This window comes from Methylorubrum salsuginis (assembly GCF_900114375.1).
Lineage (GTDB): Bacteria > Pseudomonadota > Alphaproteobacteria > Rhizobiales > Beijerinckiaceae > Methylobacterium > Methylobacterium salsuginis.
The window spans coordinates 24,523-48,727 of the sequence record NZ_FOSV01000022.1; the positions used below are offsets into that span (position 1 = coordinate 24,523).

Genomic DNA, 24,205 nt, shown 5'->3' on the forward strand with positions numbered 1-24,205 from the left:
CGCCCCCTGCGTCGCCGCGTTGTCGGTCCTGGTCCTGGGGCTGCTCGCCGCGCTCGGGGCGGCCCAGTGGGCGGAGGCATGGAACGCGCGCACCAAGGCCGAGCGCTTCGAGGCGGCGGCGAGCCGGGCGGCCTCGCTCATCGAGAGGCGCATGGCTCTTTACGAGTACGGTACCCGCGGAGCCCGTGGCGCCGTGATCGTCGCGGGCGAGGACGCCATCACACGCGAGCGCTTCGGCCGCTACTCCCGGACACGCGACGTCGACACGGAATTCCCGGGTGCACGAGGCTTCGGGCTGATCCGGCGCGTACCAGCCGCGAGCCAGGAGGCGTTTTCGGAGGCGGCGAGACGGGACGGAGCGCCGGACTTCCGCATCCGGCAGCTCCGGCCGCATGACGGCGAGCGCTACGTCATCCAGTACATCGAGCCCATGTCGCGCAACCGCGAGGCCGTCGGCCTCGACGTCGCCTCGGAGGAGGATCGGCGCGCCGGCGCGCTGCAGGCCATGGAGACCGGTCGCGCGACGCTGACGGCGCCCATCACCCTCGTCCAGGCCTCAGGGATGAAGGAACGCGGCTTCCTGCTGTTCCTGCCGGTCACGCGTCCCGGTGCACCCGCCGGCACCGCGGAGGAGCGCCGGTCGGCGACGTGGGGATGGACCTACGCGCCGCTCGTCATCGACGAGGTGCTCGCCGGCGTCGACCTCGATTCCCCCGCCCTCGACGTCGGCATCCGCGACATGGAGGCGACGGCCACGCGCTTCTACGGGGACCGCGAGGGGGCCGGGACCCCGACGGACGGGCTCACCGCCACCCGGCGGCTCTCGATCCACGGACGGACTTGGCTCGTCGACGTCGCGGCGCGTCCCGCCTTCGTCGCAGGGCTGAACCTCGTCCGCCCGGCGACCGTGGCCGCCATCGTCGGCACGGGCACGCTGCTGCTCGCGGGCCTCGTCTACCTGCGCCTGGCCGGTCGGCGCCGCGAGGTGCTGGCGGCGGTCGAGAAGGGACGGCTGGCGGCCATCGTCGAGAACGCGGACGACGCCATCGTCGGCAAGTCCCCCGACGGCGTCGTCACCGACTGGAACCCGGGTGCGGAGCGGCTGTTCGGCCGTCCCGCCGCCGAGGCCATCGGCAGGAAGGCGGAAGACCTCATCGTCCCGGGGCACCTCCGGGAACAGGAGCGCGACGTCCTCCTGCGCATCCGCCGGGGCGAGGCCGTGCCGACCTTCACCACCCTCAGGATGCGCAAGGACGGCACGGTCTTCCCGGTGCAGGTGACCGCCTCCCCGATCCGTGCGCCCGACGGCACGGTGGCCGGCGTGGCGGCGGTCATGCGCGACGTTTCCGAGCAGGCGGCCGCGGAGGAGCGCATCCGCGAGGCCAACGCCTCCCTCGAACGGCAGGTTGCGGAACGGACCGAGGCGCTCCGGGCCAGCTCGGCGCTGCAGAAGGCCATCCTCGCCAACGCCGGTTACGCCGTCATCGCCACCGACATGCAGGGCATCGTGACCCTGTTCAACCCCGCCGCCGAGCGTATGCTGGGCTACGGCGCCGACGAACTGGTCGGCCGGGCGACGCCTGCCGTCTTCCACGACCCGGCCGAGTTCGAACGGCGTGCCGTGAGCCTGTCACGGGAACTCGGACGGGTCGTGCGGCCCGGCTTCGAGGTGTTCGTCGCCAAGGCGCGCTCGGGCCGATCCGATCCAAGGGAATGGACCTACGTCACCAAGGGCGGCGAGCGGCTGCCGGTGCTGCTCAACGTCAGTCTCCTGCGCGCCGACGACGGGCAGGAACTCGGCTTCCTCGCCATCGCCCTGGACCTGAGCGAGCGCTACCGCCACGAGGCGGAGATGAAGGCCGCCCAGGCCGGAACCTGGAACTACGAGGTCGCGACGGGCCGGGTCATGTTCTCGTCCGAGTGCGCCCGCCAGCATGGGCTGCCGGAACGCGAGACCGAGCTCGACGTCGAGGCCGAGTGGAAGCCGCTCGCCCACCCCGACGACGTGCCCCGCGTGCTGGCCGACCTCGCGGGTGCGGTCGAGACCGGCGGCGCCTACACCACCGAGTTCCGGGTGCCGCTGGCGGCTGGGGGCATGCGCTGGATCACCGCCATCGGCCGGGTCGAGGCGGACGCCGAGGGGCGGACGGCCCGGGTGATCGGCCTGACCTTGGACACCACCGCCCGCAAGGTGGCCGAGATCGCGCTGTCCGAGGCCAAGGCGGTGGCCGAGGCGGCGCGGGCGGAGGCCGAGCGAGCGAGCCGGGCCAAGACCGACTTCCTGGCCTCGATGAGCCACGAGATCCGCACGCCGCTCAACGCGGTCATCGGCTTCACCGACCTGATGCTGGCCTCGGGCCGGCTCGACCCGGGCAACCGCCGCCAGGCCGAACTCGTTCGATCCTCGGGCAACGCGCTGCTGACCGTCGTCAACGACATCCTCGACTTCTCCAAGGTGGAGGCCGGGGCCATCGAGTTGGTCGAGGCGCCATTCCCGCTCCTCGCCATGGTCGACAACTGCGTCTCCATCGTCCGGGGCCCCGCCGACGCCAAGGGGCTGGAGTTCCGGCTGCGGATGGACCCTACCCTGCCGCACTGGCTCAAGGGCGACGAGAACCGCCTGCGGCAGGTTCTGTTCAACCTGCTCAACAACGCGGTGAAGTTCACGGCGGCGGGGTCGATCACGCTCGACGTCGCTCCGGACGAGGGCATCTCCGGCGGTGAGCGCCTTCGCTTCCGGGTCATCGACACCGGCATCGGCATCCCGAAGGACCGGCGGAACCGGCTGTTCCAGCGCTTCAGCCAAGTGGACGGCTCGATCCAGCGCGACTTCGGCGGCACCGGGCTCGGCTTGGCCATCTGCCGGCATCTCGTCGAACTCATGGGTGGTGAGATCGGGGTCTCCTCGGTCGACGGCGGCGGCTCGACCTTCTGGTTCACCGTGCGCATGCCGCGGACCTCCGCGCCGGCCGAGGTGGCGACACCGGTCCTCGCAGCGGCGCCCCGCCGGACGGGACGCCTGTTGCTGGTCGACGATTCCGCGATCAACCGGGAGCTCGCCCTGGCGGTGCTCGGTGCGGCCGGGCACGTGGTCGAGACGGTCGGGGACGGGCAGGCGGCCATCGACGCGGTCCGGGATCGGACCTTCGACCTGGTGCTGATGGACGTGCAGATGCCCGGCATGGACGGGATGGCCGCGACCCGCCGCATACGGGCGCTCCCCGGACCGGTGTCGCGGCTCCCCGTGATCGCCATGACGGCGAACGTGCTGCCGGAGCAGGTCGCGGCCTTCCGCGCGGCCGGGATGGACGACCACGTCGGCAAGCCGTTCGACCGGGGAGTGCTCTACGCGACCGTGGACCGGTGGCTTCCGCGGGAGGCGGCGTTCTCCGAGGTGCCCCCCCAGGCGTCGCCTACCGTCGGGTTCGACGAGGACGCCTACCGCGAGGTGCGTCGCTTCATGTCGCCGACCCGTCTCCACGAGGTGTTGGACATTCTCATTCAGGAACTCGACACGAGCTTCGTGGGGGACGCCGCCGTGGGGGAGGTTCGCTCCAGGCTCCGGCATCGCGCCCACTCGCTGGCCTCCGCGGCGGGCATGATCGGCTTCCGAGAGTTGGCGACCGCCTGTCACGCGCTGGAGGCGTTCGGGGAGGCGCGGGTGTCGTCCGAGGGTGTTCCTGCGTTCGACGCGGTCCTGGGCAAGGTGCGCCGTCTGGCCGACCTTTCGGCGAGGGCGACCGAGCGCATGCTCGACGAGATGGAGGCTCCGGCGGGCCTCGAGCTGGTTGGTGGTCGTGCCTGAACCCCGACCGTCAGGGAGCGCCCCCGGCCTGATCCCGGCAGCGCAGCGGTGCCGGCTTGCGTCCGTCCGGCAGGATGTCCTGGAGATGGTCGTGGACCATGTCGGCGGTGAAGGGCTTCCCGATGAAGCGGGCGCCATCCGGCATCTCACCCGGTTCCGGCCGCACGTGCCCGGACGCGACGACGATGGCGATGTGCGGCCATCGGCTGGCGGTCTCGCGGGCGACGGCGAAGCCGTCGCGCGTCCCCGGCATCTGCACGTCGGTGAAGAGCAGGACGATGACGGCATGCTCCCTAGCCAGGAGCGTCATGGCCTTGTCGCCGTCGCTCGCCTCGAAGGTCCGGAAGCCGGCATCCTGCAGGATGTCCATGGCATCCATGCGGATGAGGCCGTCGTCATCGACAACGAGGGCGTAGGGCTGCGAATTGGCGATGGGCTCACTCATCCACCCATAAGTCCTGGTCGGGGACAAGGCTCCATCCCCCGGGACCGAGCGAGCCGGGTCGCGGCGTGTGCGTGAAACCCGACCGATGAAAGGTGCCGCACTGGATCGGCGAGGGGAAGCGATGTCAAACGTTGGTGGAAGGGAGGCTGGGCTGGTGGCGGACTTGATGGATCGCAGGCGCCTCGAGGCGGAATTCGCCCGGACCGGCGCAAGCACGGATCGGTTCGTGTCAGCGGTGCGCGCGTCATGCATGCCGATGGTGATCACCGACCCAAGGCGACCCGACCACCCCATCGTCTTCGATAACGAGGCCTTCTGCCGGCTGACAGGATATGCCCGCGACGAGGCCATCGGCCGGAACTGCCGGTTTCTACAAGGGCCGGAGACCGAAATGGCGGACGTCGCCAGGGTGGCAGCCGTGGTCGCGCGGTGCGAGCCCATCGAGATCGATCTGCTGAACTACAAGAAGGACGGGGAAAGGTTCTGGAACCAGTTGCTGGTCTCGCCGGTGTTCGGCCGGGACGGCGAACCGACCTACTTTCTCGCCTCGCAGTTCGACGTGACCCTGGAGAGGGAGAAGCTCGCCCGCGTCCAGGCCGACCGCGACGCCTCGGAGCGGGAGGTCGAGCGCCGCACGGCGGATCTCGTACGGAGCGAGGAGCGCCTAGGTAGGGGACTCATTCAAGTCCATGCTGTGACACAGGAAACGAGGGCGACGGCGGCCAGGTAGTTGCAGGCCAAGCGGTCGTAGCGTGTTGCGACGCGCCGCCAGTTTTTTTGAGGTGGCCGAACAGGCGCTCGATCCGGTTGCGCCGCCGGTAGGCGATCCGGCTGTGCTTGTAGGGCACTGTCCGGGTGACCGTCACAACCGCGCCGCCGACTTTCCGGCCATCGCACAGTATGCGCAAGGTCACGGCCACTGGAGCGTTGACCCCGCCATCGAGCACCTCGTCGGAAGGGATCGGCCCATCGGGCAATTCCCCGAACTCGTCGACGACCGCCAACGCGAAGGCGTCCTGCAGCTCCTTCTTGAAGGCCGCGATGTCGTCGGGGTGCGTGTTTGCGAAGGTGATTGGTTCGTTCCGCATGCGGCGCCTCTAAACCGTCATGCCGGAGGGAATTGCGGCAGTGGGTTTGCCACTGGGTCGCAGCGTGGTCCCTGCTTTCAGGAGCCTCGAAAATGGGACACGACATGCTCATGTCATGGCCGCCGCTTCAGGTCCGCTTTTGCTTTCGAAGCGGACATCCGAACAGTCAGGGTGGAAGGTCCGAAAGGGGTCACAACCAGACTATCTCAAGGTTAAGCTATTAAATTTTTATTTTAGCGGGCCGCGATGGGACTGGGAGGCAGCGGTGCCGGTGGTTCACCCTCCGAGGCTTTAGCTCGAGCGGCGGTTCGCTGATGGGCGGCATTGGGTCGTAATCGGGGCGAGGCGTGTAGGACACGGCGGAGCCGTCCTCGCGGTTCCTTTTGCGTAGAGGCACGTTCAACACTTGGCACGCCCGAAGGGTCGACCGCCCGAGACGAAATCTCATGCCGACGCCGCCTTGAGGTGGCCAGACGCCACGTTCCGGCACGGCTTCGGTGGCGGGCGTCAGGGTTACGCCCTCCGGCGCCGGCCTGAAACGGCTTCGAGGATAGCGGCGCGGATGCTGCTCTCCAGAAAGGGCCGGCCGACGAAGGGGGTGCCCGCGGGCAGTTCCCCGGGCCTCGGCGTCACCTGGGCCGAGACCACGACGACGGCCATGTCTGGGCGCCGACGCGCCACCTCACGGACGAGCGCGAGGCCGTCCATCCCACCCGGCATGCGGATGTCGGTGACCATCAGGGACATGGCGTCGTCGAGGCGCGAGAGGGCTTGAGCGGCAGAGCCGGCCTCGACCACGGCATAGCCCTCCCCCTCCAGGAGATCCACGACCTCCAGGCGGAACAGCATCTCGTCCTCGACCACTAGGGCCGTCTTCTCGGGGGCGTCATCGGTCATGGCGAGCGGTAACGACGCGACGGGCCCATCGTTGCGCCTGCCGGTCATTGCATCGACTGAAAATTCGCCAGCGGAGCCTCGATGACACAGGTCGCCCCCTCGCCAGGATAATCCAGCGTCAGCCTCGCCCCGACCTGGGCGGTCAACCCGCGCTCGATCAGGCGCGACCCGAACCCTTTGCGCGAGGGAGGGACGACCGGCGGCCCGCCCGTCTCCGTCCAGGCGATACGCAGGTCGGGACCTTCGGCCAACTCGATCAGTGACGCCGTGAGCGAGACGCGGCCCTCGGGCACCGACAGGGCGCCGTACTTGACCGCGTTCGTCGTGAGCTCGTGAAGCGTCAGGGCCAGGGACAGGGCAGCTTTGCCGCCGATCTGGACGTTCGGCCCGGTGAACGAGACCCGCGCGCCAGCGGCCTCCTGCACTCCGACGCCCTCCCGCACGACCGCCGACAGCAGCGCGCTCTCGGCGGCGCCGCCCAGCAGCATGTCGTGCGCCTTGCCGAGCGCCACGAGGCGGCTGCCGAGCACGTCGCGCGCCGCCTCGACGTCCGTGGCGCCGCGCAGGGTCGAGGCGGCGATGGCCTGCACCATCGCCAGGAGGTTCTTCATCCGGTGGGAGAGTTCGTGATTGAGCAGGTCCTGGTGCGCCTGGGCCTTGCGCCGGTCGTCCACGTCCGCGACGGCGACGACGCCTCCGGTCATCCGGCCGTCGGCGTCCCGCATCGGCACGCCGACGATCTCGATCCAGACCCGGGTGCCGTCGCCGCGTTGGTAGTGGCATTCGAGCGAGGCCTGCTCCGCACCCTCGCGGACGATCCGGCTGAGCGGGTACTCGTGCGGCTCGACCCGCCGTCCGTCCTCGTGGAAGGCGACCCACTCCCCGTAGCTCTCCGCGTCCGGCGAGGGCAGGACCGGATGGCGGAAGATCTCCTCCAGCCGGCGGTTGCCGCCGACGATGCGGCCGGACGGGGCCTCGGCGAACAGGATGCCGACCGGCACCGTGTCGAGCACCGCCCGAAGCGAGGCCTCGCTCGCGCGCAGGCTCTCCCGATTGCGACGTTCCTCGGTCAGGTCACGGGTGACCGTGCCGTAGCCGAGCAGGTCGCCCGCCGCGCCGCGCAAGGGGAAGATGTTGTAATGCACCGGCACCGCGGCGCCGGTGACGAAGTGGCGGAAGTGCAGTTCTCCCTCCCAGAAACCGTCGCGCTCGACGGCGGGGAGCACCTCCTCGACGAGGCGCGGATGCTCCTCCGGAACGAAATAGTCGAGGATGCGCGTCGCCCTGGCGGCGGCGAGGTCCGGCAGCCCGACGAGGCGGCGGCCGGCCTCGTTGACGAAGTCGGCCCGGCCGTCGGGCGTGGCGAAGCCGATGAAATCCCCGGACTGCGCGACGATCGCCGCGAGCTTGCCCGCCTCGACCTCCGCCGCCTTGCGCACGCTGACGTCCACGGCCGTTCCGGAGAAGCGCAGGGGCACGCCCGCCTCGTCGTAGACGAGGCCGCCTCGGCACTCGATCCAGCGCAACGGCCGCCCCGGCACCGCGAGCCGGTACTCGACGAGGAACTCGGCGCCGTGGTCGAAGGTGTTCCGGATGGCGGCGCGCAGCGGCGCGACGTCGTCGGGCACGACGAACGTCTGATAGCGCTCCATCGTCACGCCGGCGGCGACCTCGTCCGCGTCGAGCCCGTACAGGCGCGCGAACTGCGCATCCCCGTGCAGCAGGTCGGTGTCCACCATCCAGTCCCAAAGGCCGACGCCGCCGGAGGCCGACAGCGCCATCTGCAGGCGTTCCTCGCTCTGCCGCAACCGTTCCTCGGCCAGCCGCTGCTCGGTACGATCGCGCAGCACCTTCACGAAGCCCGTGGCCGCGCCGGCCTCGTCGCGCAGCACCATCATCACGCCCAGCGCGAAGAAGCGCTCGCCGCCCTTGCGCAGGTGCCAGCGCTCGTCGTTGCCGGTGCCCACCATCATTGCGGCGTGCATCTCCTGCGCCGCGATGCCGGTCTCCCGGTCCTCCGGCGTGAAGAATACGTCGGCCGGACGCCCCCGCATCTCGTCGGCCGTCCAGCCCAGGATCCTCTCCGCGCCCGCGTTCCAGTCCGTGACGCACCCGTCGAGGTCCATGACCACGATGGCGTAATCGACGATGCTCTCGAACACGGCGCGGTAGCGTGCTTCTCCCGACCGCACCGCGGCTTGTGCCGCCGCCTCGCTAACCTGCGTCAGGCCGGAGGTGGCCGTGGCAGCGAACATCCGCAGCAGCGCCAGGTCGCGCTCGCCGAACGCGCCGGCATGGCGCGACTGCAGCTTCAGGACCCCCAGCACAGCCTCGCCTCGGGTGACGGGCACGTGGATGGCCGAGCCGAGGTCGAGCGACGCGGCGACGTCCGGCCGAACCAGCGCGTCCGCCCGGGCGTCGCTCACGAGCAGCGGGCTGTTGGTCGTGAAGCTGCGGCCGGAGGAGCTGTCGCCCAGCGGCACGCGCAGCCCCTTGTGCCCGGCGAGGCTTCCCCGGACTGCACGGTACTCCAGCGCTTGGCCGTCGATAAGTTCGAGCACCGCACCGTCGGCAGCCGGCACCGCGCCCATGGCGCCTTCGAGCAGCTTGCCGAGAACCACGTCCTGCTCGCCGCCGGCGCCCGCTACGTCCGCCTGGGTCGCGCCGAGGACGTCGCGCTCGCGCTCGGAGGCGCGGCGCTCGCGGATCATCGCGTCGCGCTCGACCAGCGAACGGCGCAGCAGCAGTTGGTCCATGACCTGCCGCGCCAGCGCCGCCAGGTCCTCCGCCTGAGACGGGGACAGGCCGCCGGGTCTCGGGGCGTGGTCGATCACGCACAGGCTGCCCAGGGCACGGCCCTCGGGCGTGCGCAGCGGAGCTCCCGCGTAGAAGCGCAGGTGCGGCTCGCCAGTCACCAGCGGGTTTTCGCGCGTGCGGGAGTCGAGGGTCAGGTCAGGGATCTGGAGAAGGCCTGGCTCGGCAAGGGCGAACTTGCAGACCGAGCGGTCGAGATCGGTCTCGCAGGGCGGGAAGCCGGCGCGGGCCTTGAACCATTGCCGGTCCCGGTCGACCAGGCTGACGAGCGCCACCGGGGCGTCGCAGAGCCGGCGGGCGAGGTGGACGATGTCGTCGAATCCGCGCTCGGGCGGCGTGTCGAGGATGGCGAAGGCGGAGAGCGCGGCGAGGCGATCGTCGTCCTCGACGGGGAGCGAGCTGGGGAGATCAATATTCACCGAACCAGCTCCCGAAGCGTGACCGCGGACGAGGGCGGCTTCAGCCGATCCGGCTCGCTGGCGTCGAGGGCGACCATACGACCACCCGGCGCGTAGATCGCGCCGAGCACCTCGGAGAAGTGGTGCCGCACGGCGGCATGGCACTCGCACGCCGCCGCCTCCGCCCGCCCACGGTTCGGGAGCGAGAGCCGCTTGTGGCCGATCTCGATCAAGCCCTCGCGCCGCAGCCGTCCGAGCACCCCGGTGAGGTAGGCGCGGCGCACGCCGAGCATGTCGGCCAGCACCTCGTGGGTCACCGGTAGGTCCGGCGTCCCCAACCTGTCCTGCAGAGTCAGGAGCCAGCGCAGGCAGCGCCGTTCGATGGTGTGGGCGGCGTTGCAGGCGACCGACTGCAACACCTGCGCCAGCAGACAGTCGGCGTAGCGCACGAACAGGTCGCGGAGGGTCTTAGAGACGTGCTTGGCCTCGGCCAGCCGGTCGGCGTCGATGCGAATGATCGGGCCGGCGACCTGCACCACCGCCTGCCCGAAAGCGGGTAGGTAGCCCTGGCTGACCACGCCGCCGATGGCCCCCTCGCGACCGACCGTGGCGGTCTCGACCGACTTGCCGTCCCGCAGCGGCACCACCAACGTGACGACGCAGCCCTGGGCCGGGAACGTGACGTGGCTGACGTCGTCGCCGGCCCGGAACAGCACCTCGCCGCGACCGACCTCGCGCCGCTCCGCGTAGGGCGTCAGCAGCGCCCGGTCGTCGCGGTCGAGGGCTTCGAGCAGCAGGTTGCCGTCGAGGGAGCGGATGGGGGAGCTGGGCACGGGGCACTTCGGACGACGGCAACTGAGTTGTGCAATAGCGAACTTCCCGGCGCAAAGATGTCCATTACCTGACAAGTCACCGGACAACGGGCTCCGGAGCGCCACTTTTTCGAGCCGGTCGGAGCGGATGCTCGGGAAGGTCAGCGGTTCGCGGAACGTCCTGTCCGCGCGTGCCCGCCGCCGGTCTGAACCGAGCATACCGCGCGATTCTTCATGCTCTCTCGGCCTCGAAGAGGCACACGAACTCCATCCTGGTTCCATCACGAATCGACTGCAACTCGACAGGCCCTCGACGGCATCGCCCTCGATCCAGAGATGGAGGACCGGCGCCGCCGGGCCGCGATCGCCCGGTCCTGACAGGCCATCGCCGGTGAAGCGGTTAAGGTTCGTGGAGGGCGGCAGAACGAAATGTGCCGGAGGCCATCAGAAGCCTGTGGCCGTCCGGATCACGCAATGGTGTACTTGAATCGCCGCTTCCGGCGAAGACGAGCCGGGTGGCGAGCGGTGAACCGTCGGCGCAGGTTCTGGAGATCGAGCCAGGGGTTCGATAGCACAGAAGCTCCAGATGCGGCGGCGCCCCGCCCGGCGGCGTGAGGCAAGTCACCTCGACCACGGGCGCGTGGAGCGCGTCCAGGCGAGCCTGCTCCGGGCCGTGGTTCACCCCCTGGCTCGCGACCGTGAAGCCGAGGCCGGCATAGAAGGCGACCGCGCGCTCCGTGTCGGCGACGGTGATCGCGGTGTGATCGATCCCGAGGAACAGGCCCGGCCGATCCCGCCAGAGCGGCGGCACGGCGCCGGGTGGAAAGGCGAGCAGTTCGAGCGGGTGCCCGTCGGGATCGCGGAACTTGAATGCGCTCACGCCGCCGGACGACGCCGGCAGCCGCTCCGGCCCGGCTCGCGAGATCGGCGTCCAGCCGGGCACCCCGCGCAGATGCGCGTAAGCCGCCTCCATGTCCGCGACGACGAGGGCGCAATGCTGGAAGTCGGTGCCGTTGGCGGGCGCGAACCCGGCTCCGCGGTCCGCAGCGGGCGCGAGTTCGATCGTCTGCGCTCCGAGCGCGAGGCGAGAGCCGTCGGGGGCGACGGTGGCTCCGAAGGCTGCCGCGTAGAAGGTGGCGGTCTTGCCCGGGTCCGGGCAGAGGAGACGGATCGCGGCGATGCGAATGGCCGTCCGAGGAGTCTTCATCGTCCGGCGCCCGGCAACGGCGCGCCGCGGCGGTTGAGGAAGATCGAGAACACGCGCTGCGAGCCGGCGATGAACAGGCGGTTCCGGTGCACTCCGCCCCAGGTCATGTTGGAGACGCGATAGGGTACCCGCACCTTGCCGAGGAGACGGCCCTCCGGCGAGAGGCAGTGGACGCCGTCGGCGGCGCTCGCCCAGACGTTGCCGTCCTCGTCGACCTTCATGCCGTCGCAGTAGCCGGGCTCGATCTTATGGAAGACGTCGCTGCCGGTGAGCGTCCCGTCCGCGCCGACATCGAACACGCGGATGAACTGGCGCGGGTCGGAATGGCTCTGGTCGCCGGTCTCGGAAACGTAGAGGCGCCGCTCGTCGGGCGAGAAGGCGAGGCCGTTCGGCCCGTCGAAATCGCCCGCCGCGATCCGGATCTCGCCGGTCGCGGGGTCGAAGCGGTAGAGGGCGGGGGGCTGCTCGCTCTCCTGGCGACCGCCCTCGTAGTCGTTCGAGATGCCGTAGAGCGGGTCGGTGAACCAGATCGTGCCGTCGGACTTCACGACGACATCGTTCGGCGCGTTCAGCCGTTTGCCCGCGTGGCTCTCGACGAGCCGCGTGACCCGCCCGTCATGCTCGGTGCGGGTGAGGCAGCGGCCGTGATGCGAGCAGGCGATCAGCCGGCCCTCGCGGTCGCGGGCCTGCCCGTTGCCGTAATCGGACGGCGCACGGTAGACCGACAGCCCCTCCGCCTCGCTCCAGCGCATGGTGCGGTTGCCAGGCAGGTCCTGGAACAGCAGGCAGTTCCAGTCGCCCATCCAGACGGGCCCCTCGACCCAGCGGAAGCCGGCGGCGATCTCCTCCAGCCCGGCATTGTCGAGCACGTATCGCTTGAACCGGGAATCGTGGATCTCGAACCCGTCCATCGGATCACTCGAACCGGCAGGGCGTGGTGCGCTCGCGCTTGGTGTCGAACTGCACCACCATCAGCACGGCGGGTTCGTCGCCGACCGTGCCGGACTTGTGGCCGGTCTTGCCGTCGAGGGTGCCGCAGCCGTGGTCCTCGCCGAACGAGATCTCGCCCGGCCCCATCTCGATCCGGGTGCCGTCCATCGATTCGACGTACCAGCGCCCGCTCAAGGGGATGATCCATTGCGGCGCCGGGTTCTCGTGCCACGTGCCCTCCCAGCCGACCGGCTGGACCGTGATCATCGTGGTCATGCCGTCGTGATGCTTCACCCCCTGCCATTGCGGCGAGGCCGGCGGCTTCATCGAGGCGAGATGGAACTCGGTCATCGCGCAGCGGACCTGACGGCTGATGCCGTCCGCGTCGGTGTAAAGGTGCCAGTAGGGCACGCTTGGCTTGTCGCCCGGCTCGCTCATCGGCCCGTCTCCGACGTGGTTTGCCCGTAGGGATGCGTCGATCCGAACGGATCGTGCAGGAAGGCCGCGACGCCCTGCTGGCTCGGTCCGCCCCAGGCCAGCGCGAGGAAGCCGCCCGCGACCGCGAAGTTCTTGAGGAAGTCCCAGAACGTCTCGCGGCCCTGGCTCGGCCCCCGCAGGCGGAAATCTGGTTTGCGCCAGAACGGTTTCCACAGCAGCGCCGTGACCGCGCAGTAACCCGCCAGCACGAAGGCGGCGAAGCGGTCGGCGATGCCGGTCAGCACGCCTGCCGACATGGTCACCTCGACGAACAACCCGGCCAGGATCAGCGCCTTCGCGAGCGGGCGCGAGGCGGTCGCCTGACCGGCTTGCCCGACCGCGGCGGAAAAGTTCAGGACCTTGTCGAGGGCGCTGAACGGCAGGAACAGCAGCACCAGACAGGTTCGGGCCGCGAAGGCGGCGAGCACCTCGAGGGTCATCCGGGTCTTTTGGTTCGTCTTTCCGCTGCCAACGTCGCCGGATCGATGCGGTTCGCGCATGGCTCGCAGAACGACCACTGCCACGGTTGCCCGGAACGAGGCCGCCCGCCGCCCGTTTCGCGTCGAAAGACGGAGCGAGGCGGATGAAGGACGACCATTACGACGTAATCGTCGTGGGCTCCGGGCCGGGCGGCGGCTCGGTGGCGTGGCGCCTCGCCCGCACCGGCAAGCGCGTCCTCGTGATCGAGCGCGGCGACTACCTGCCCCGCGAGCGCGAGAACTGGGACACCGACGCGGTCTTCCGCAAGGCGCGCTATCAGGCGGACGAGACGTGGACGTCTTCCAACGGCGACACGTTCAAGCCCGGCCTGCACTACTATGTCGGCGGCAACTCGAAGGTCTATGGCGGCGTGCTGTTTCGCCTGCGCGAGAGCGACTTCGAGGCCCAGCGCCACCCGGACGGCATCTCGCCGGAATGGCCGCTGAAATACGACGCTTTCGCGCCCTACTATCAGGCGGCCGAGGAGCTGTTCCAGGTCCACGGCGCCCGCGGCGAGGACCCGACCGAGCCGCCCGCGCCGCATCCCTACCCGAAGCCCGCGATCAGCCACGAGCCGCGCATCCAGAAGCTCGCGGACGACCTCGCCCGGACCGGCCACCATCCGTTCCACCTGCCGATGGGCGCGCTGATGGAGGAGGACGGCAAGGGCGGGACCCTGCCGCATTCGCCGCTGCTGCGCTGCGACCCGTTCGACGGCTATCCGAGCCTGACCAACGGCAAGGCGGATGCGCAGATCATCTGCATCGACCCGACGCTGGCCGCGCATCCGAACGTCACGCTCCTGCGCAACGCCTATGCCGAGCGCCTGTTGACCGATGCGGGCGGCGGCCGGATCACGGGCGTGGAGGTGACGGTCGAGGGGCGCCGCCACACGCTCACCGCCGACCTGTTCGTGGTAGCCTGCGGCGCGCTGTCCTCGGCGCTGCTGTTCCTGCGCTCGGGCAACGACGCGCATCCGGCCGGGCTCGCCAACCGCTCGGGCCAGGTCGGACGCAACTACATGCGCCACAACAACACCACCGTGCTGGCGATCTCGAAGGAGCCGAACCCGACGCAGTTCCAGAAGACGCTCGGCCTCAACGACTTCTATTATGGCCACGACCGCAGCCCGCTGAACGACTGGGAGTTCCCGCTCGGCCACATCCAGATGGTCGGCAAATCCGACGGGATGCAGATCGAGGCGGAGGGCCTGCCGGGCTTCCTGCAATGGCTGCCGACGCGCCCGTTCAATTATATCGCCCGGCACTCGATCGACTTCTGGCTGACCTCCGAGGATTTGCCGCGGCCGGAGAACCGCATCCATTACCGCGAGGGGAGGGTGCATCTCGACCTGACGGTCACGAACGCCGAGGCGCAGGCGCGCCTGCGCGAAAAGCTGCGCAGGCTGTGCGACAGCCTCGACATCCATCCGCATCTGTTCGACCGCACGCTCTATCTCGGCAAGGACACGCCGATCGGCGGCACGGCGCATCAGGCCGGCACCCTGCGCTTCGGCCCCGATCCGGCGCGTGCCGTGCTCGACCTCGATTGCCGGGCGCACGGCATCGACAACCTCTACGTGACGGATGCGAGCTTCTTCCCCTCGATCGGCGCGGTGAACCCGACGCTGACCATCATCGCCAACGCCCTGCGCGTGGCCGACGGGATCGCGGAGCGTTTGTGAGCCCGTCGAACCGTTTCCCGGCGTGGCCATGGAAACGAGCATTCCTCTCGTGACTCGACATGGACGCGATCGCGAGGCTCGAAGCGGCTCCCGCGCCCGCCCTTCCCGTCTGATCGGCCAGCCGGCTCCGGCCGCTCCGGCGTCTCACATCATGATCCGGTGTCGTCGCGCGGCTGCCCGTCGGCAGCTCCACCGTGTTCGATCACGGCATGCCCCGGGGCCGCCCTTCTGGTAGCGGATCAGACCCTCCGCCGCCCCGATTCTGCTGCTGACGCCGATCTTCGCTCGGCACGACCGATTAGCGAGCACGAAGAACCCCTACCGCCGGCAATGGGATTCAGTGGATCGGTTGAAGGCCTGAACTGGCTCCCGCCGACGAACATCGTGATCGTGCTCGCGGTGTCCCTGCGTCGCGATCCGCACTGTGCGTTGCCGAACCCATACGTGCGCGATCCCCTGAGACGGCTTCGCGTACAATCCAGCTTCATACGCTTCCGCGTATATTGTAGTTTTATACGAGCTCGCGTATATCGCCTCTTGGAGGCCCCTCATGTGCGAGCACATTGCCCGAACCGAGAAGCAGTTAGGGGCCATCCTGCGTCGCATGCGCAAGCAGGCGGGCCTGACGCAAGGCAGCCTCGGAAGTCGCATCCACCTGCGGCAAGGCACGATCTCCCGCCTCGAGGCAGGGGAGCCTGCTGTTCAAATCAGAACGCTCATGGAGGCTCTCGCCGCGCTCGAACTCGAACTCGTAGTGCGCCCTCGCAGCCGGGGAAGCGCCGCCGACATCGAGGACCTGTTCTGATGGCCCGGCGCAGGGCCAATCCTCCGCTCAACGTCTTCTTGAATGGGCGCCACGTCGGCAGGCTCCGACGAGAGAGCACGGGCGCCATCGACTTCCAATATACCCCTGAATGGCTCGACCTCGGCGGCACATTCCCGATCTCGCTCTCGCTGCCGCTCCGGGAGGACCGCTACATCGGCGCTCCCGTCATCAACGTGTTCGACAATCTCTTGCCGGATAGCGAGCCCATCAGGCGTCGCGTCGCGGAGCGGGTCGGCGCAGAGGGCATCGATCCGTACAGCATGCTCACGGCGCTGGGGCAGGACTGCGTCGGAGCCCTGCAATTCCTTCCGGACGGCCTCGATCCGGGTCCTGTCGGCGACACGGCCGGCAAACCCGTATCAAACGAAGAGGTTGCCGACCTCATCGCCAACCTCGCCGCAGCCCCGCTCGGCGTCGGTGACGATAAAGATTTCAGGATCTCCATCGCTGGCGCACAGGAGAAGACGGCACTCCTCCGCCGTGAGGGTCGATGGTTCAAGCCAACCGGCACCACGGCCACGACGCATATCCTGAAGCCGCAAATCGGCCAGTTGCCCAACGGCGTCGATCTCTCCAACAGCGTCGAGAACGAGTATCTCTGCCTCAAGCTGATGACAGCCCTCGGAGTCCCTGCCGCGAACGCAGAGATGGCCGAATATGGCGGACGACGCACGCTCGTCGTCGAACGCTTCGACCGCTTATGGACAAGAGACGGTCGCTTGTTGCGGCTACCGCAGGAAGATTGTTGTCAGGCGCTCTCGATCCCGCCGACACGCAAGTATCAGTCCGAGGGTGGACCGGGCATGCGTGAGGTGATCCAGTTACTCAAGGGCAGCGACAGCCCGGAAGACGACATCACGGCCTTCATGCGCACCAGCATCATCTTCTGGCTGCTCGGCGCCACGGACGGCCACGCGAAGAACTTCAGCGTCTTCATTACCCCGGGCGGTCGATTCCGTCTGACGCCCGCCTATGATGTGCTGTCGGCCCAGCCAAGCCTCGACGCTCGACAGATACACCGCAAAATGTTCAAGCTTGCCATGTCCGCCGGCAAGAACAAGCATTATGCCGTGAATGATATCCAGCCGCGGCACTTTCTGCAGACGGCGGAATTCGCTCATGTCGGACTCCCGCTCGTACAATCGATTTTCGACGAATTGGCGGAAACAGCGCTACCGAAGGCTGAGTCCGTCGCGGAAGGACTTCCCGCGGGCTTCCCTGGACAGCTCGTGGCCTCCATACTGACAGCCATTGAACACCGAGCGCGATTGCTGAACGACGTCAGGGCCGGCGGGTAGAAATGCAAGGCGGAAGCTGCTCTACTCTCATGAGCTAGTGACGAGCTTACTATGACCACTTACGATAAGTCGGCAGAATAGCGGTTCGGATTTACCGACTGCGTGACCAGCGATGTGGAGCGCCGACCTGTCGCGCGGCGCGGGCTGCATGGCTTGGATGAGGGGCAGGGGAGGGGGCAAGGTCAGACTTTGTTGCCGACCCGCGCGTTCGTGGCTACATGTTGTCTACAATTGTCTTGCCGCTGCGGCGCGCGAAACAGCTTGGAACCCTGCCCCAAAGGTGGTCGGCGCCTAAGCGCCGGCCTTCACGCCACGCCGGACCGGGATGCCCTTCGCCATCGCCTTATCGGCAAGGTTGTCGGAGATGCCGCCGCCGGGGAAGTGGACGATGCCGATCGGCATCTGCTCCAGGATCGTGTCGTTGCGACGGAACGGTGCGGCCCGGTTGTGTCGCTTCCAGTCCGGCTTGAATACGACCTGGGGCGTCTTGCGGTTCTCGGCCCACTTCGCCGCGATCAGCTCGGCGCCCTCGCCGCCTCCATGCAGCAGCACCATGTTGGGGTGCTTAGCCCGGACCTTGTCGAGAGTGTCCCAGATCACCGTGACATCCTGGTACTCCTTGCCGCCGGTGAAGGCGATGCGGGTGCCCTGCGGGAGATGGATCTCGGTCTCGGCCCGCCGTCGCGCGCTAATGTAATCGCGCGAGTCGATCATCGCTGCGGTCATGGTGGCGCGGTTGACCCGCGACCCGGAATGTGGACGCCACAGCAACCGGGTGGTGCGGGTGAACATTTGGGCCGCGGTGTCCCGGGCGTACTCGAAGGCGTTGCGGCGCTCCGACAGCGTCAGCCCGAGGGCGGTGAGGCGCTCCAGCTCGACCGAGAGCACCTCGCTGCCGTCTTGCTCGCGCTGGCTGGCCCGCTGCGCCTGCTCGTTCTCGTCGAGCTTGCGCTCGATCTGCTCGACGCGGCGGTGGAAGACGTTGACGAAGCCCCACAGCACGTCCTCGATGTCGTCCTCCAGACGGGTGTCAGCGAAGGCCTGCTCAAGGGCGCTCATCGCCACCTGCAGACCTTGGTCCATCGCGCGCTTGGCCGGGAGCGGCCGGGGATCGTCGTGCTCCTCGAACGGGCGGTAACCGGTGACCGCCAGTTCCTCGAGTAGGGTCGGGTCGGCCGTTGGCAGATCGACATCGTGGATCGCGTGATCGAGCATCGCGGGCTCCTTCAGGTCCGGGTGACCGCGTCCATCGCGGCCTTCATGGCGACCCAAGGCCGGACCCGGGGCCTGGAGCACCCGCGCACCCATCCGCATCGCACCTTTCGCGATGCGGCGGCGCGGGCCGAAGCACAGCGGAGGACGGCTCTAAGGCCGTCGATTTTGTCTCGCGATGCAAAGCCGCCGTCAGGCGGCGGCGGAAAATCGTCGGCCGGGACCGTTGCATCCAAGGCCCCCGGCCCGGCATCCGTCGTCCTCTCGAGAAGGCCGTGGACACGGGCCCCCTCCGGCCCTGAGCCTGCGGCTCTTATCCCCGATCCGGGTTCGATCAGGCCGCCACCGCCTCGTCGAACCGGAGGTGGGCCACTGCGTCGTTCCGGTCGAGCTGCGGCGCCAGATGCAGAGCGAGATCGCGTGGTCCAAGATGGCAGAGATCGCGGTTGAAGTCGTCCTCGCGGGGAATCAGCTCGCTGACGAGGATGCCTGCGGCCTCGGCGCGCTGGCGCAGGATCGTCGCCCCCCGCTCGCCGGCCTCGTCGGCGTCGCGGGCGATGTAGAGGTGGCGCAGGTCGGAAGGAAGGATCAGGACGCCGAGGTTTCCGGCCGACAGCGCGGCCACATGCTGCACCGTGGGCATCAGACGGTGGACGGATGCCACCGACTCGACGCCCTCCCCGGCCACCAGGAGATCCGGAACCGTACCGGGAAAGCGCACGCCGTGGCCGAGCAGGTTGCCGAGCGCCCGCCGCGGCTTCGGGAGGTCGGCCTTGCCGCGCCCGTCTGCGGCGAGCCAGGTCCGGCCAATGCCCATGACGGCGCCGGACAGGTCGGTGACGGCGGCGAGCAGGGCCGGATGCCAGGTGTCCGGTCCCGGATGCTTGCGAGAGGGCCGGTATAAGCAGCGTGGATGGAACCGCAGGGCGGGCAGACCGAGCGCGTGGTCGATCCCACGCGAGCGCAGATAGGCCGCCGCCGGACTGCCCGTGAGCGACCGGCCGAAACGCCACATCCGCCGCGCCGCCTCGGTCGTATCCCGCACCTCCGGGATCGGACGAGCCTGCTCCGTCTCCGGAGGCGGGGGCAAGCTGAGGAACGCCCGTACTTCGGCCATGGCGTCCTTCCAGTCGCTGCTGCGCTGGAGCCGGATCACGTCGAGCAAGTCGCCGTGTTCCCCAGTGGCTCCGTCCACCCATTTGCCCCGGGCGCCCTTGCCCCGGCTCGGGCCAGTGAGACGCACGTACATCGACGCGCCCTCGGTGTTGTGGACGTCGCCGACGCACCACCAACGGCCGGATCGGTAGCCGTTGGACAGGTAACGCCGGCAGAACGCCTCGACGTTGTCGGCGAGCTGGCGAGAGAGGTCCGCGGCGGTGGGATGGGTCGGCATGGCCGGCCTCCGTCGGGTTCGAGCCTTAAGCGTGAGCGGAAGCGGCGACGCAACGTAACAGCGCATGGCGCTCGAACACCCCGGCCAGGATGGCCGCCCCGCGCTCGCCGGCCGGGATGAACAGGCGGGTGCGGTAGGCAATGACCTCGGCAAACAGCCCGAACGCCTTGAGCCCGGCCCGCGCGCCCTCGCTCACCCCGATCACTTCCACCCGATCCTCGCCCATCACCCTGGCTCGTTTGACCTGAAGCCCCCCGGCCAGATGCAGACTGGTGTGCCCGCCGAGCACCGCGGCGAAAGCCTCGGCCGGGGCCATGGCGACGTCAGCGCCGAGGTTGAGCCGCTCGCGGGTGACGTGAAGATCCTCGGGCTCGACCACCCGGCCGACGATGCGCTCGCCCGCATCCGTCACGAGGCGGAACACCCGCATGTCGATGCCGGGCAGCCGGTCCCAGATCGGCAGAAGCAGGCCGGTGACCACGTAGAGGGTGCGCTCCTCGAACTCCGGCAGGCTCGCCAGTTCATGACGCCAGGCCGTTCCGAAGGCCTCCGGCGTCACCACCTCGAACCGCGAGCGATCGAAGGCGTCGCGGTCGAGGATCTGGCGTTGGAGCGGGCGCACCAGCCGCACTCGCGCCGCCACGGAACCGTCGTCGCGTGTCTCGCTCGCGGCCTGCCCCATCAGCGCCGGCCGCCCGGACTTCGCGTTGACCATGGGCCGATAGCCGTCGGCGACCAGGGCGAGGGCGCCGTCGAGGTCGAGCGGATGGAGCCGACGCCGCTCACTGAGCGTCAGGAGGTGAGTGCGCGCGCCGCTCTCGGGGTGGGTGTAGGCCGCCTCGCGATCCGTGACCGTGAACGACTCGGCGGTGAGCACCTCGACGCCGACATCGTAAATCCCGGCGCTGATCGCCCCCTCGATCACCTGGGCCAGCCGCTCCTCGAACGCCGCGAACAGGCGGTTCTGCATGGCAATGCGCAGGGCCAGCACCCGGTTGAGGAAGCGACCGATCGGCGGCAACTCGTCGAGCAGGCATCCGGCATCGTTGAGCAGGGAAAGCCCGGTCATCGCCTCGAAGGTCTCGCGCGGGCAGCCCTCAATCTCGCCCCGCACGATGGCCCAGTACAGCTGGCGCAGAGCCGTGGCGGCGTAGGCCCCCTCCAGATTGTCCTCGGGCCGGAACAGGCCCTGACCACCGGTCTGGCGTTGGCCGCGGGTGATCGCCCCGAGGGTGTCGAGGCGGCGGGCGATGGTGGAAAGGAAGCGCTTCTCGCCCTTCACATCGGTGGTGACCGGCCGGAACAGCGGCGGTTGCGCTTCGTTCGTGCGGTTGGTGCGGCCGAGCCCCTGCACCGCGGCGTCCGCCTTCCAGCCGGCCTCCAGGAGGTAGTGGACGCGTAAACGCTGGTTTTTCGCCCCGCGGTCGGCGTGGTAGCTGCGGCCGGTGCCACCGGCGTCGGAGAACACGAGGATCCGCTTCTCGTCTCCCTGGAACGCCTGCGTCTCGCTGAGATTGGCACCGGCCGGGCGGCTCTGGAGCACGAGGCGATCGACGCCGTCCTTGCCGGTCTGCCGCACGATCCGGCGGGAGCGGCCGGTCACCTCGGCCACGGCCCCCACGCCGAAGTGGTGGAGGATCTGGTCGAGGGCCGATTGCACGGGCTTGAGCCCGCACAGGTGCTCGATCAGCCCGTCGCGGGCCTCGACCGCCTCGCGGCACTGGACCGGCCGCCCCTCGTCGTCGGTCACCGGCCGGGATTGCAGGTTGCCGTCGGCGTCGGTGTAGGGCTCGTAGAGCTGGGTCGGGAAAGCGTGGGCGAGGTAGTCGATGACGTACTCGCGCGGCGTGACGTCAACCTGAAGGTCGCCCCATTCCGACGAGGGGATTCCCGCCAAACGCCGCTCCATCAGCGCTTCGCCGGTGGAGACGATCTGCACGACGGCGGCGTGGCCGGCCTCAATCTGCGCGGTGATGTCGGCGATCAGGCTCGGGCACTTCATCGCCGTGAGCAGGTGGTTGAAGAAGCGCTGCTTGCTCGACTCGAAAGCCGAGCGGGCCGCCGACTTCGCCGCCCGGTTCAGCGTCCCCGACGACCCGGTCACGCCCGAGGCCTTGAGCGCCGCGTCGAGGTGGGTGTGGATCACCTGAAAGGCGTCGGCATAGGCGTCGTAGATGGCCGTTTGTTCCGGGGTGAGTGTGTGGTCGAGCATCTCGACCTCGACGCCGGCATAGGACAGCGAACGGGCGGTGTAGAGGCCGAGCGCCTTCAGATCGCGGGCCAGCACCTCCATGGCGGCAAGGCCGCCCTGCTGCATGGCGGAGACGAAGTCGGTGCGGGTCGGGAACGGGAAGGATCCGCCGCCCCACAGGCCGAGGCGGTGGGCGTAGGCCAGCTTCTCGACCGTCACCGCTCCGGTGGCCGAGACGTAGAGCACGCGGGCCTCGGGCAGCCGGTACTGGAGGCTGAGCCCGGCCTTCCCCTGCTGCGAGGCCTCGACCACGCCACGGTCCCCCGACCCGGCGGCGGCGTTGGCGAGCGCGTGGGCCTCGTCGAGGGCGATCACGCCGTCGAAGTCCGGCCCGAGCCAGTCGCAGATCTGATCGAGGCGCGAGCCCGCCACGCTGCGGCTGCCGCCGCGGAGCGTCGCGAAGGTCGTGAACAGGATGCCCTCTGCGAGCGTCACCGGCTTGCCCGGGGCGAAGCGTGACAGCGGGACGATCTGTAGCGGCTCCTGACCGAGATGGCGCCAGTCGCGCCGGGCATCCTCCAGCAGCGCGTCGGACTTCGACACCCACAGCGACCGGCGCCGGCCCTGCATCCAGTTGTCGAGGACGATCCCGGCGACCTGGCGGCCCTTGCCGGCCCCGGTGCCGTCGCCGAGGAAGAAGCCCTGGCGGAAGCGCATCGCGCCCTCTTGGTCCGCAGTAGCGGCCGAGAGGATCGTGCCGGTCTCGTCGACGGTCCAGTGGCCCGGCAGGTGACGGGCGTGCGCAGCACCGGCATAGATCACGGTCTCGAGCTGGCACTCCGAAAGCAGGCCCTGAGCCACGATCGGCACTGGGAGGCGCGGGGCGTGGCTCGGCCGAGGCAGGCGCACCGAGGCCATGGCGGTCGATTGCACCAGCGGGGTCGGATGGGGCTGTGCGCCCTCGATCCGCAGGGTCTCCAGAGCGTAGGCCTCGTACAGGGCGGCCTCGGCCACCTGCGTCGCCGGCAGCTCCTCGATCACCGTGTAGGCGATCGGCGCGACGGTCTCGTGCGCGGCGGCGGGAGCCGGCCGCGGCGCCGTCGGGCGTGCGACGGCGGGCCGGCGGGTCGAGCCGGGAATGGCGCTGCGCTGGGCCGGCGCGGGCGCAGGGATCGCGAGGCGGCGGGGTGGTAGCTCGGTTAGTATAGCGTGGAGCAGGGCGTTGGGATCGGCGCACAGGCCGAGCGGGGCCGCCTGGACCACAACTTCGTCCTTGGGCATCCGGTCGAACACCGACAGGCGCACGTCGACTGTAGTCCCGTGCTTGGCATAGGCTCGACCCGACAACCCGGCGGAGAACACCAGCCGTCCGCCGCGCTCGGCCAGCGCTGCGAACGCCCCCGCGCTGGACGGGCGATCCGGCCGGAATCCCTCACCCGTGATGGCGACCAAGCGACCGCCGGAAGCGAGCCGGGCCAGAGCCGAGCGCAGATGGTCGGCGGTGGCGTCGCGATACCGACCCTCAACCTGCCCCGCGACCGAGAACGGCGGATTCATCAGCACCACGTCCGGGATCACGCCCGCGTCGAGCCGGTCGTGGATCTGCGCGGCATCGTGCCGGGTGATGGCGTCGGCCGGGAAGAGTTGGGCGAGCAGGCCGACGCGGCTCGCCGCCAGTTCGTTGAGATGCAGGCGCGCCCCGGCAAGCTCGGCGTGAACCGCGAGCAGGCCGGTGCCGGCCGAGGGCTCCAGCACCCGCTCGCCCGGGCGCAGCCCGGCCGCGAGGGCGACGACGAAGCCGAGGGCGAGCGGCGTCGAGAATTGCTGGAACGCCTCGCTCTCCTCGGAGCGGCGCGTCTGGGTCGGGAGCATCGCGGTGATACGGGTGAGCAGGGCGAGCCGCGCGGCCGGGGTCGCGCCCTTGGCCCGGATCGCCGGCCAGAACCGGCGTAGGAACAGCACCTGGGCGATTTCGCCGGCCTCGTAGGCGTCCTTCCAAAGCCAGAGCCCGTCGGCGTCGCTGCCGCCGCAGGCGATCTCCATGGCTGCGCGCAGGGCCTCGGTGTCGATCGCTCTACCCTGCGCGAGCCGGTCGGCAAGGCGCGAGCCGGCGCGGAACAGGGCTTCGGGCGCGGTCGAGGGCGCGAGGGACGTGCTGTAGAGGTGCTGAGTGCGGATCGAGACGTTCACGGACGGCCTCCTGGCGGGGGATCGGCCGACCCGCAGGACTTTCTCTGTCCAACCGTCG

15 protein-coding genes and 2 pseudogenes are annotated in these 24,205 nt (G+C 69.4%); 5 read left to right on the forward strand and 12 right to left on the reverse strand.

The annotated features are described in order from the left end of the window. Window positions 1–19: 19 nt before the first annotated feature. Window positions 20–3,805 carry a CHASE domain-containing protein gene (locus BM140_RS20275; protein ID WP_165616510.1) on the forward strand — a complete coding sequence of 1,262 codons (3,786 nt, stop codon included), beginning with the start codon at window positions 20–22 and terminating at the stop codon, window positions 3,803–3,805. Window positions 3,806–3,815: 10 nt separating this feature from the next. Here BM140_RS20275 and BM140_RS20280 read toward each other — a convergent pair whose 3' ends face one another. Continuing rightward, complete coding sequence (locus BM140_RS20280; protein ID WP_091950488.1) at window positions 3,816–4,250, reverse strand: response regulator; 435 nt, start codon at window positions 4,248–4,250, stop codon at window positions 3,816–3,818. A 166-nt stretch (window positions 4,251–4,416) separates the two neighbouring features. Here BM140_RS20280 and BM140_RS20285 point away from each other — a divergent pair. Beyond that, window positions 4,417–4,917: pseudogene (locus BM140_RS20285) on the forward strand (PAS domain-containing protein); the annotation flags it as partial. 14 nt (window positions 4,918–4,931) lie between these two features. Here the strand turns inward: BM140_RS20285 and BM140_RS25215 are convergent. The 8 genes and pseudogenes from BM140_RS25215 to BM140_RS20325 all read right to left on the reverse strand — a co-directional run. Then, a pseudogene (locus BM140_RS25215) lies at window positions 4,932–5,083 on the reverse strand (transposase); the annotation flags it as partial. Window positions 5,084–5,851: 768 nt separating this feature from the next. After that, a complete protein-coding gene (locus tag BM140_RS20295) occupies window positions 5,852–6,235 on the reverse strand; it encodes a response regulator (RefSeq protein ID WP_091950563.1) in 384 nt (127 codons plus the stop codon). 44 nt (window positions 6,236–6,279) lie between these two features. After that, entirely contained in the window at window positions 6,280–9,468 is a 3,189-nt protein-coding gene (locus BM140_RS20300; protein WP_091950491.1) for a PAS domain S-box protein, read from the reverse strand. Further along, window positions 9,465–10,280: a Crp/Fnr family transcriptional regulator gene (locus BM140_RS20305; RefSeq protein WP_091950493.1), complete on the reverse strand. Its 816-nt coding sequence runs from the start codon at window positions 10,278–10,280 to the stop codon at window positions 9,465–9,467. Before BM140_RS20305 ends, BM140_RS20300 begins: the two co-directional genes overlap by 4 nt. Window positions 10,281–10,659: 379 nt before the next feature. After that, entirely contained in the window at window positions 10,660–11,466 is an 807-nt protein-coding gene (locus BM140_RS20310; RefSeq protein ID WP_091950495.1) for a VOC family protein, read from the reverse strand. Continuing rightward, window positions 11,463–12,377: an SMP-30/gluconolactonase/LRE family protein gene (locus BM140_RS20315; RefSeq protein ID WP_063987806.1), complete on the reverse strand. Its 915-nt coding sequence runs from the start codon at window positions 12,375–12,377 to the stop codon at window positions 11,463–11,465. Before BM140_RS20315 ends, BM140_RS20310 begins: the two co-directional genes overlap by 4 nt. 4 nt (window positions 12,378–12,381) lie before the next feature. Beyond that, window positions 12,382–12,834 carry a cupin domain-containing protein gene (locus BM140_RS20320; RefSeq protein ID WP_091950497.1) on the reverse strand — a complete coding sequence of 151 codons (453 nt, stop codon included), beginning with the start codon at window positions 12,832–12,834 and terminating at the stop codon, window positions 12,382–12,384. After that, complete coding sequence (locus BM140_RS20325; RefSeq protein WP_063987808.1) at window positions 12,831–13,313, reverse strand: DoxX family protein; 483 nt, start codon at window positions 13,311–13,313, stop codon at window positions 12,831–12,833. Before BM140_RS20325 ends, BM140_RS20320 begins: the two co-directional genes overlap by 4 nt. Before the next feature lie 143 nt (window positions 13,314–13,456). On the opposite strand from BM140_RS20325, the gene BM140_RS20330 reads away from it, so the two are divergent. The 3 genes from BM140_RS20330 to BM140_RS20340 all read left to right on the forward strand — a co-directional run bounded on the left by BM140_RS20330 (window position 13,457) and on the right by BM140_RS20340 (window position 17,161). Next, window positions 13,457–15,037, forward strand: coding sequence for a GMC oxidoreductase (locus BM140_RS20330; protein WP_091950499.1), 1,581 nt, complete (start codon window positions 13,457–13,459; stop codon window positions 15,035–15,037). A gap of 550 nt (window positions 15,038–15,587) precedes the next feature. After that, window positions 15,588–15,842 carry a helix-turn-helix domain-containing protein gene (locus tag BM140_RS20335; RefSeq protein ID WP_091950502.1) on the forward strand — a complete coding sequence of 85 codons (255 nt, stop codon included), beginning with the start codon at window positions 15,588–15,590 and terminating at the stop codon, window positions 15,840–15,842. Further along, on the forward strand, window positions 15,842–17,161 hold the full coding sequence (locus BM140_RS20340; protein WP_091950504.1) for a type II toxin-antitoxin system HipA family toxin: 1,320 nt from the start codon (window positions 15,842–15,844) through the stop codon (window positions 17,159–17,161). The genes BM140_RS20335 and BM140_RS20340 overlap by 1 nt, the downstream gene beginning before the upstream one ends. A gap of 291 nt (window positions 17,162–17,452) precedes the next feature. Here the strand turns inward: BM140_RS20340 and BM140_RS20345 are convergent, their stop codons facing one another. From BM140_RS20345 to BM140_RS20355, 3 genes are all read right to left on the reverse strand, one after another. After that, a complete protein-coding gene (locus BM140_RS20345) occupies window positions 17,453–18,376 on the reverse strand; it encodes a DUF2493 domain-containing protein (RefSeq protein ID WP_091950565.1) in 924 nt (307 codons plus the stop codon). A gap of 331 nt (window positions 18,377–18,707) precedes the next feature. Beyond that, entirely contained in the window at window positions 18,708–19,766 is a 1,059-nt protein-coding gene (locus BM140_RS20350) for a DUF7146 domain-containing protein (RefSeq protein ID WP_091950506.1), read from the reverse strand. A 25-nt stretch (window positions 19,767–19,791) separates the two neighbouring features. After that, window positions 19,792–24,147 (reverse strand): strawberry notch-like NTP hydrolase domain-containing protein, encoded by a 4,356-nt coding sequence (locus BM140_RS20355; protein WP_091950509.1) that lies wholly within the window; start codon window positions 24,145–24,147, stop codon window positions 19,792–19,794. Between the last annotated feature and the right edge of the window lie 58 nt (window positions 24,148–24,205).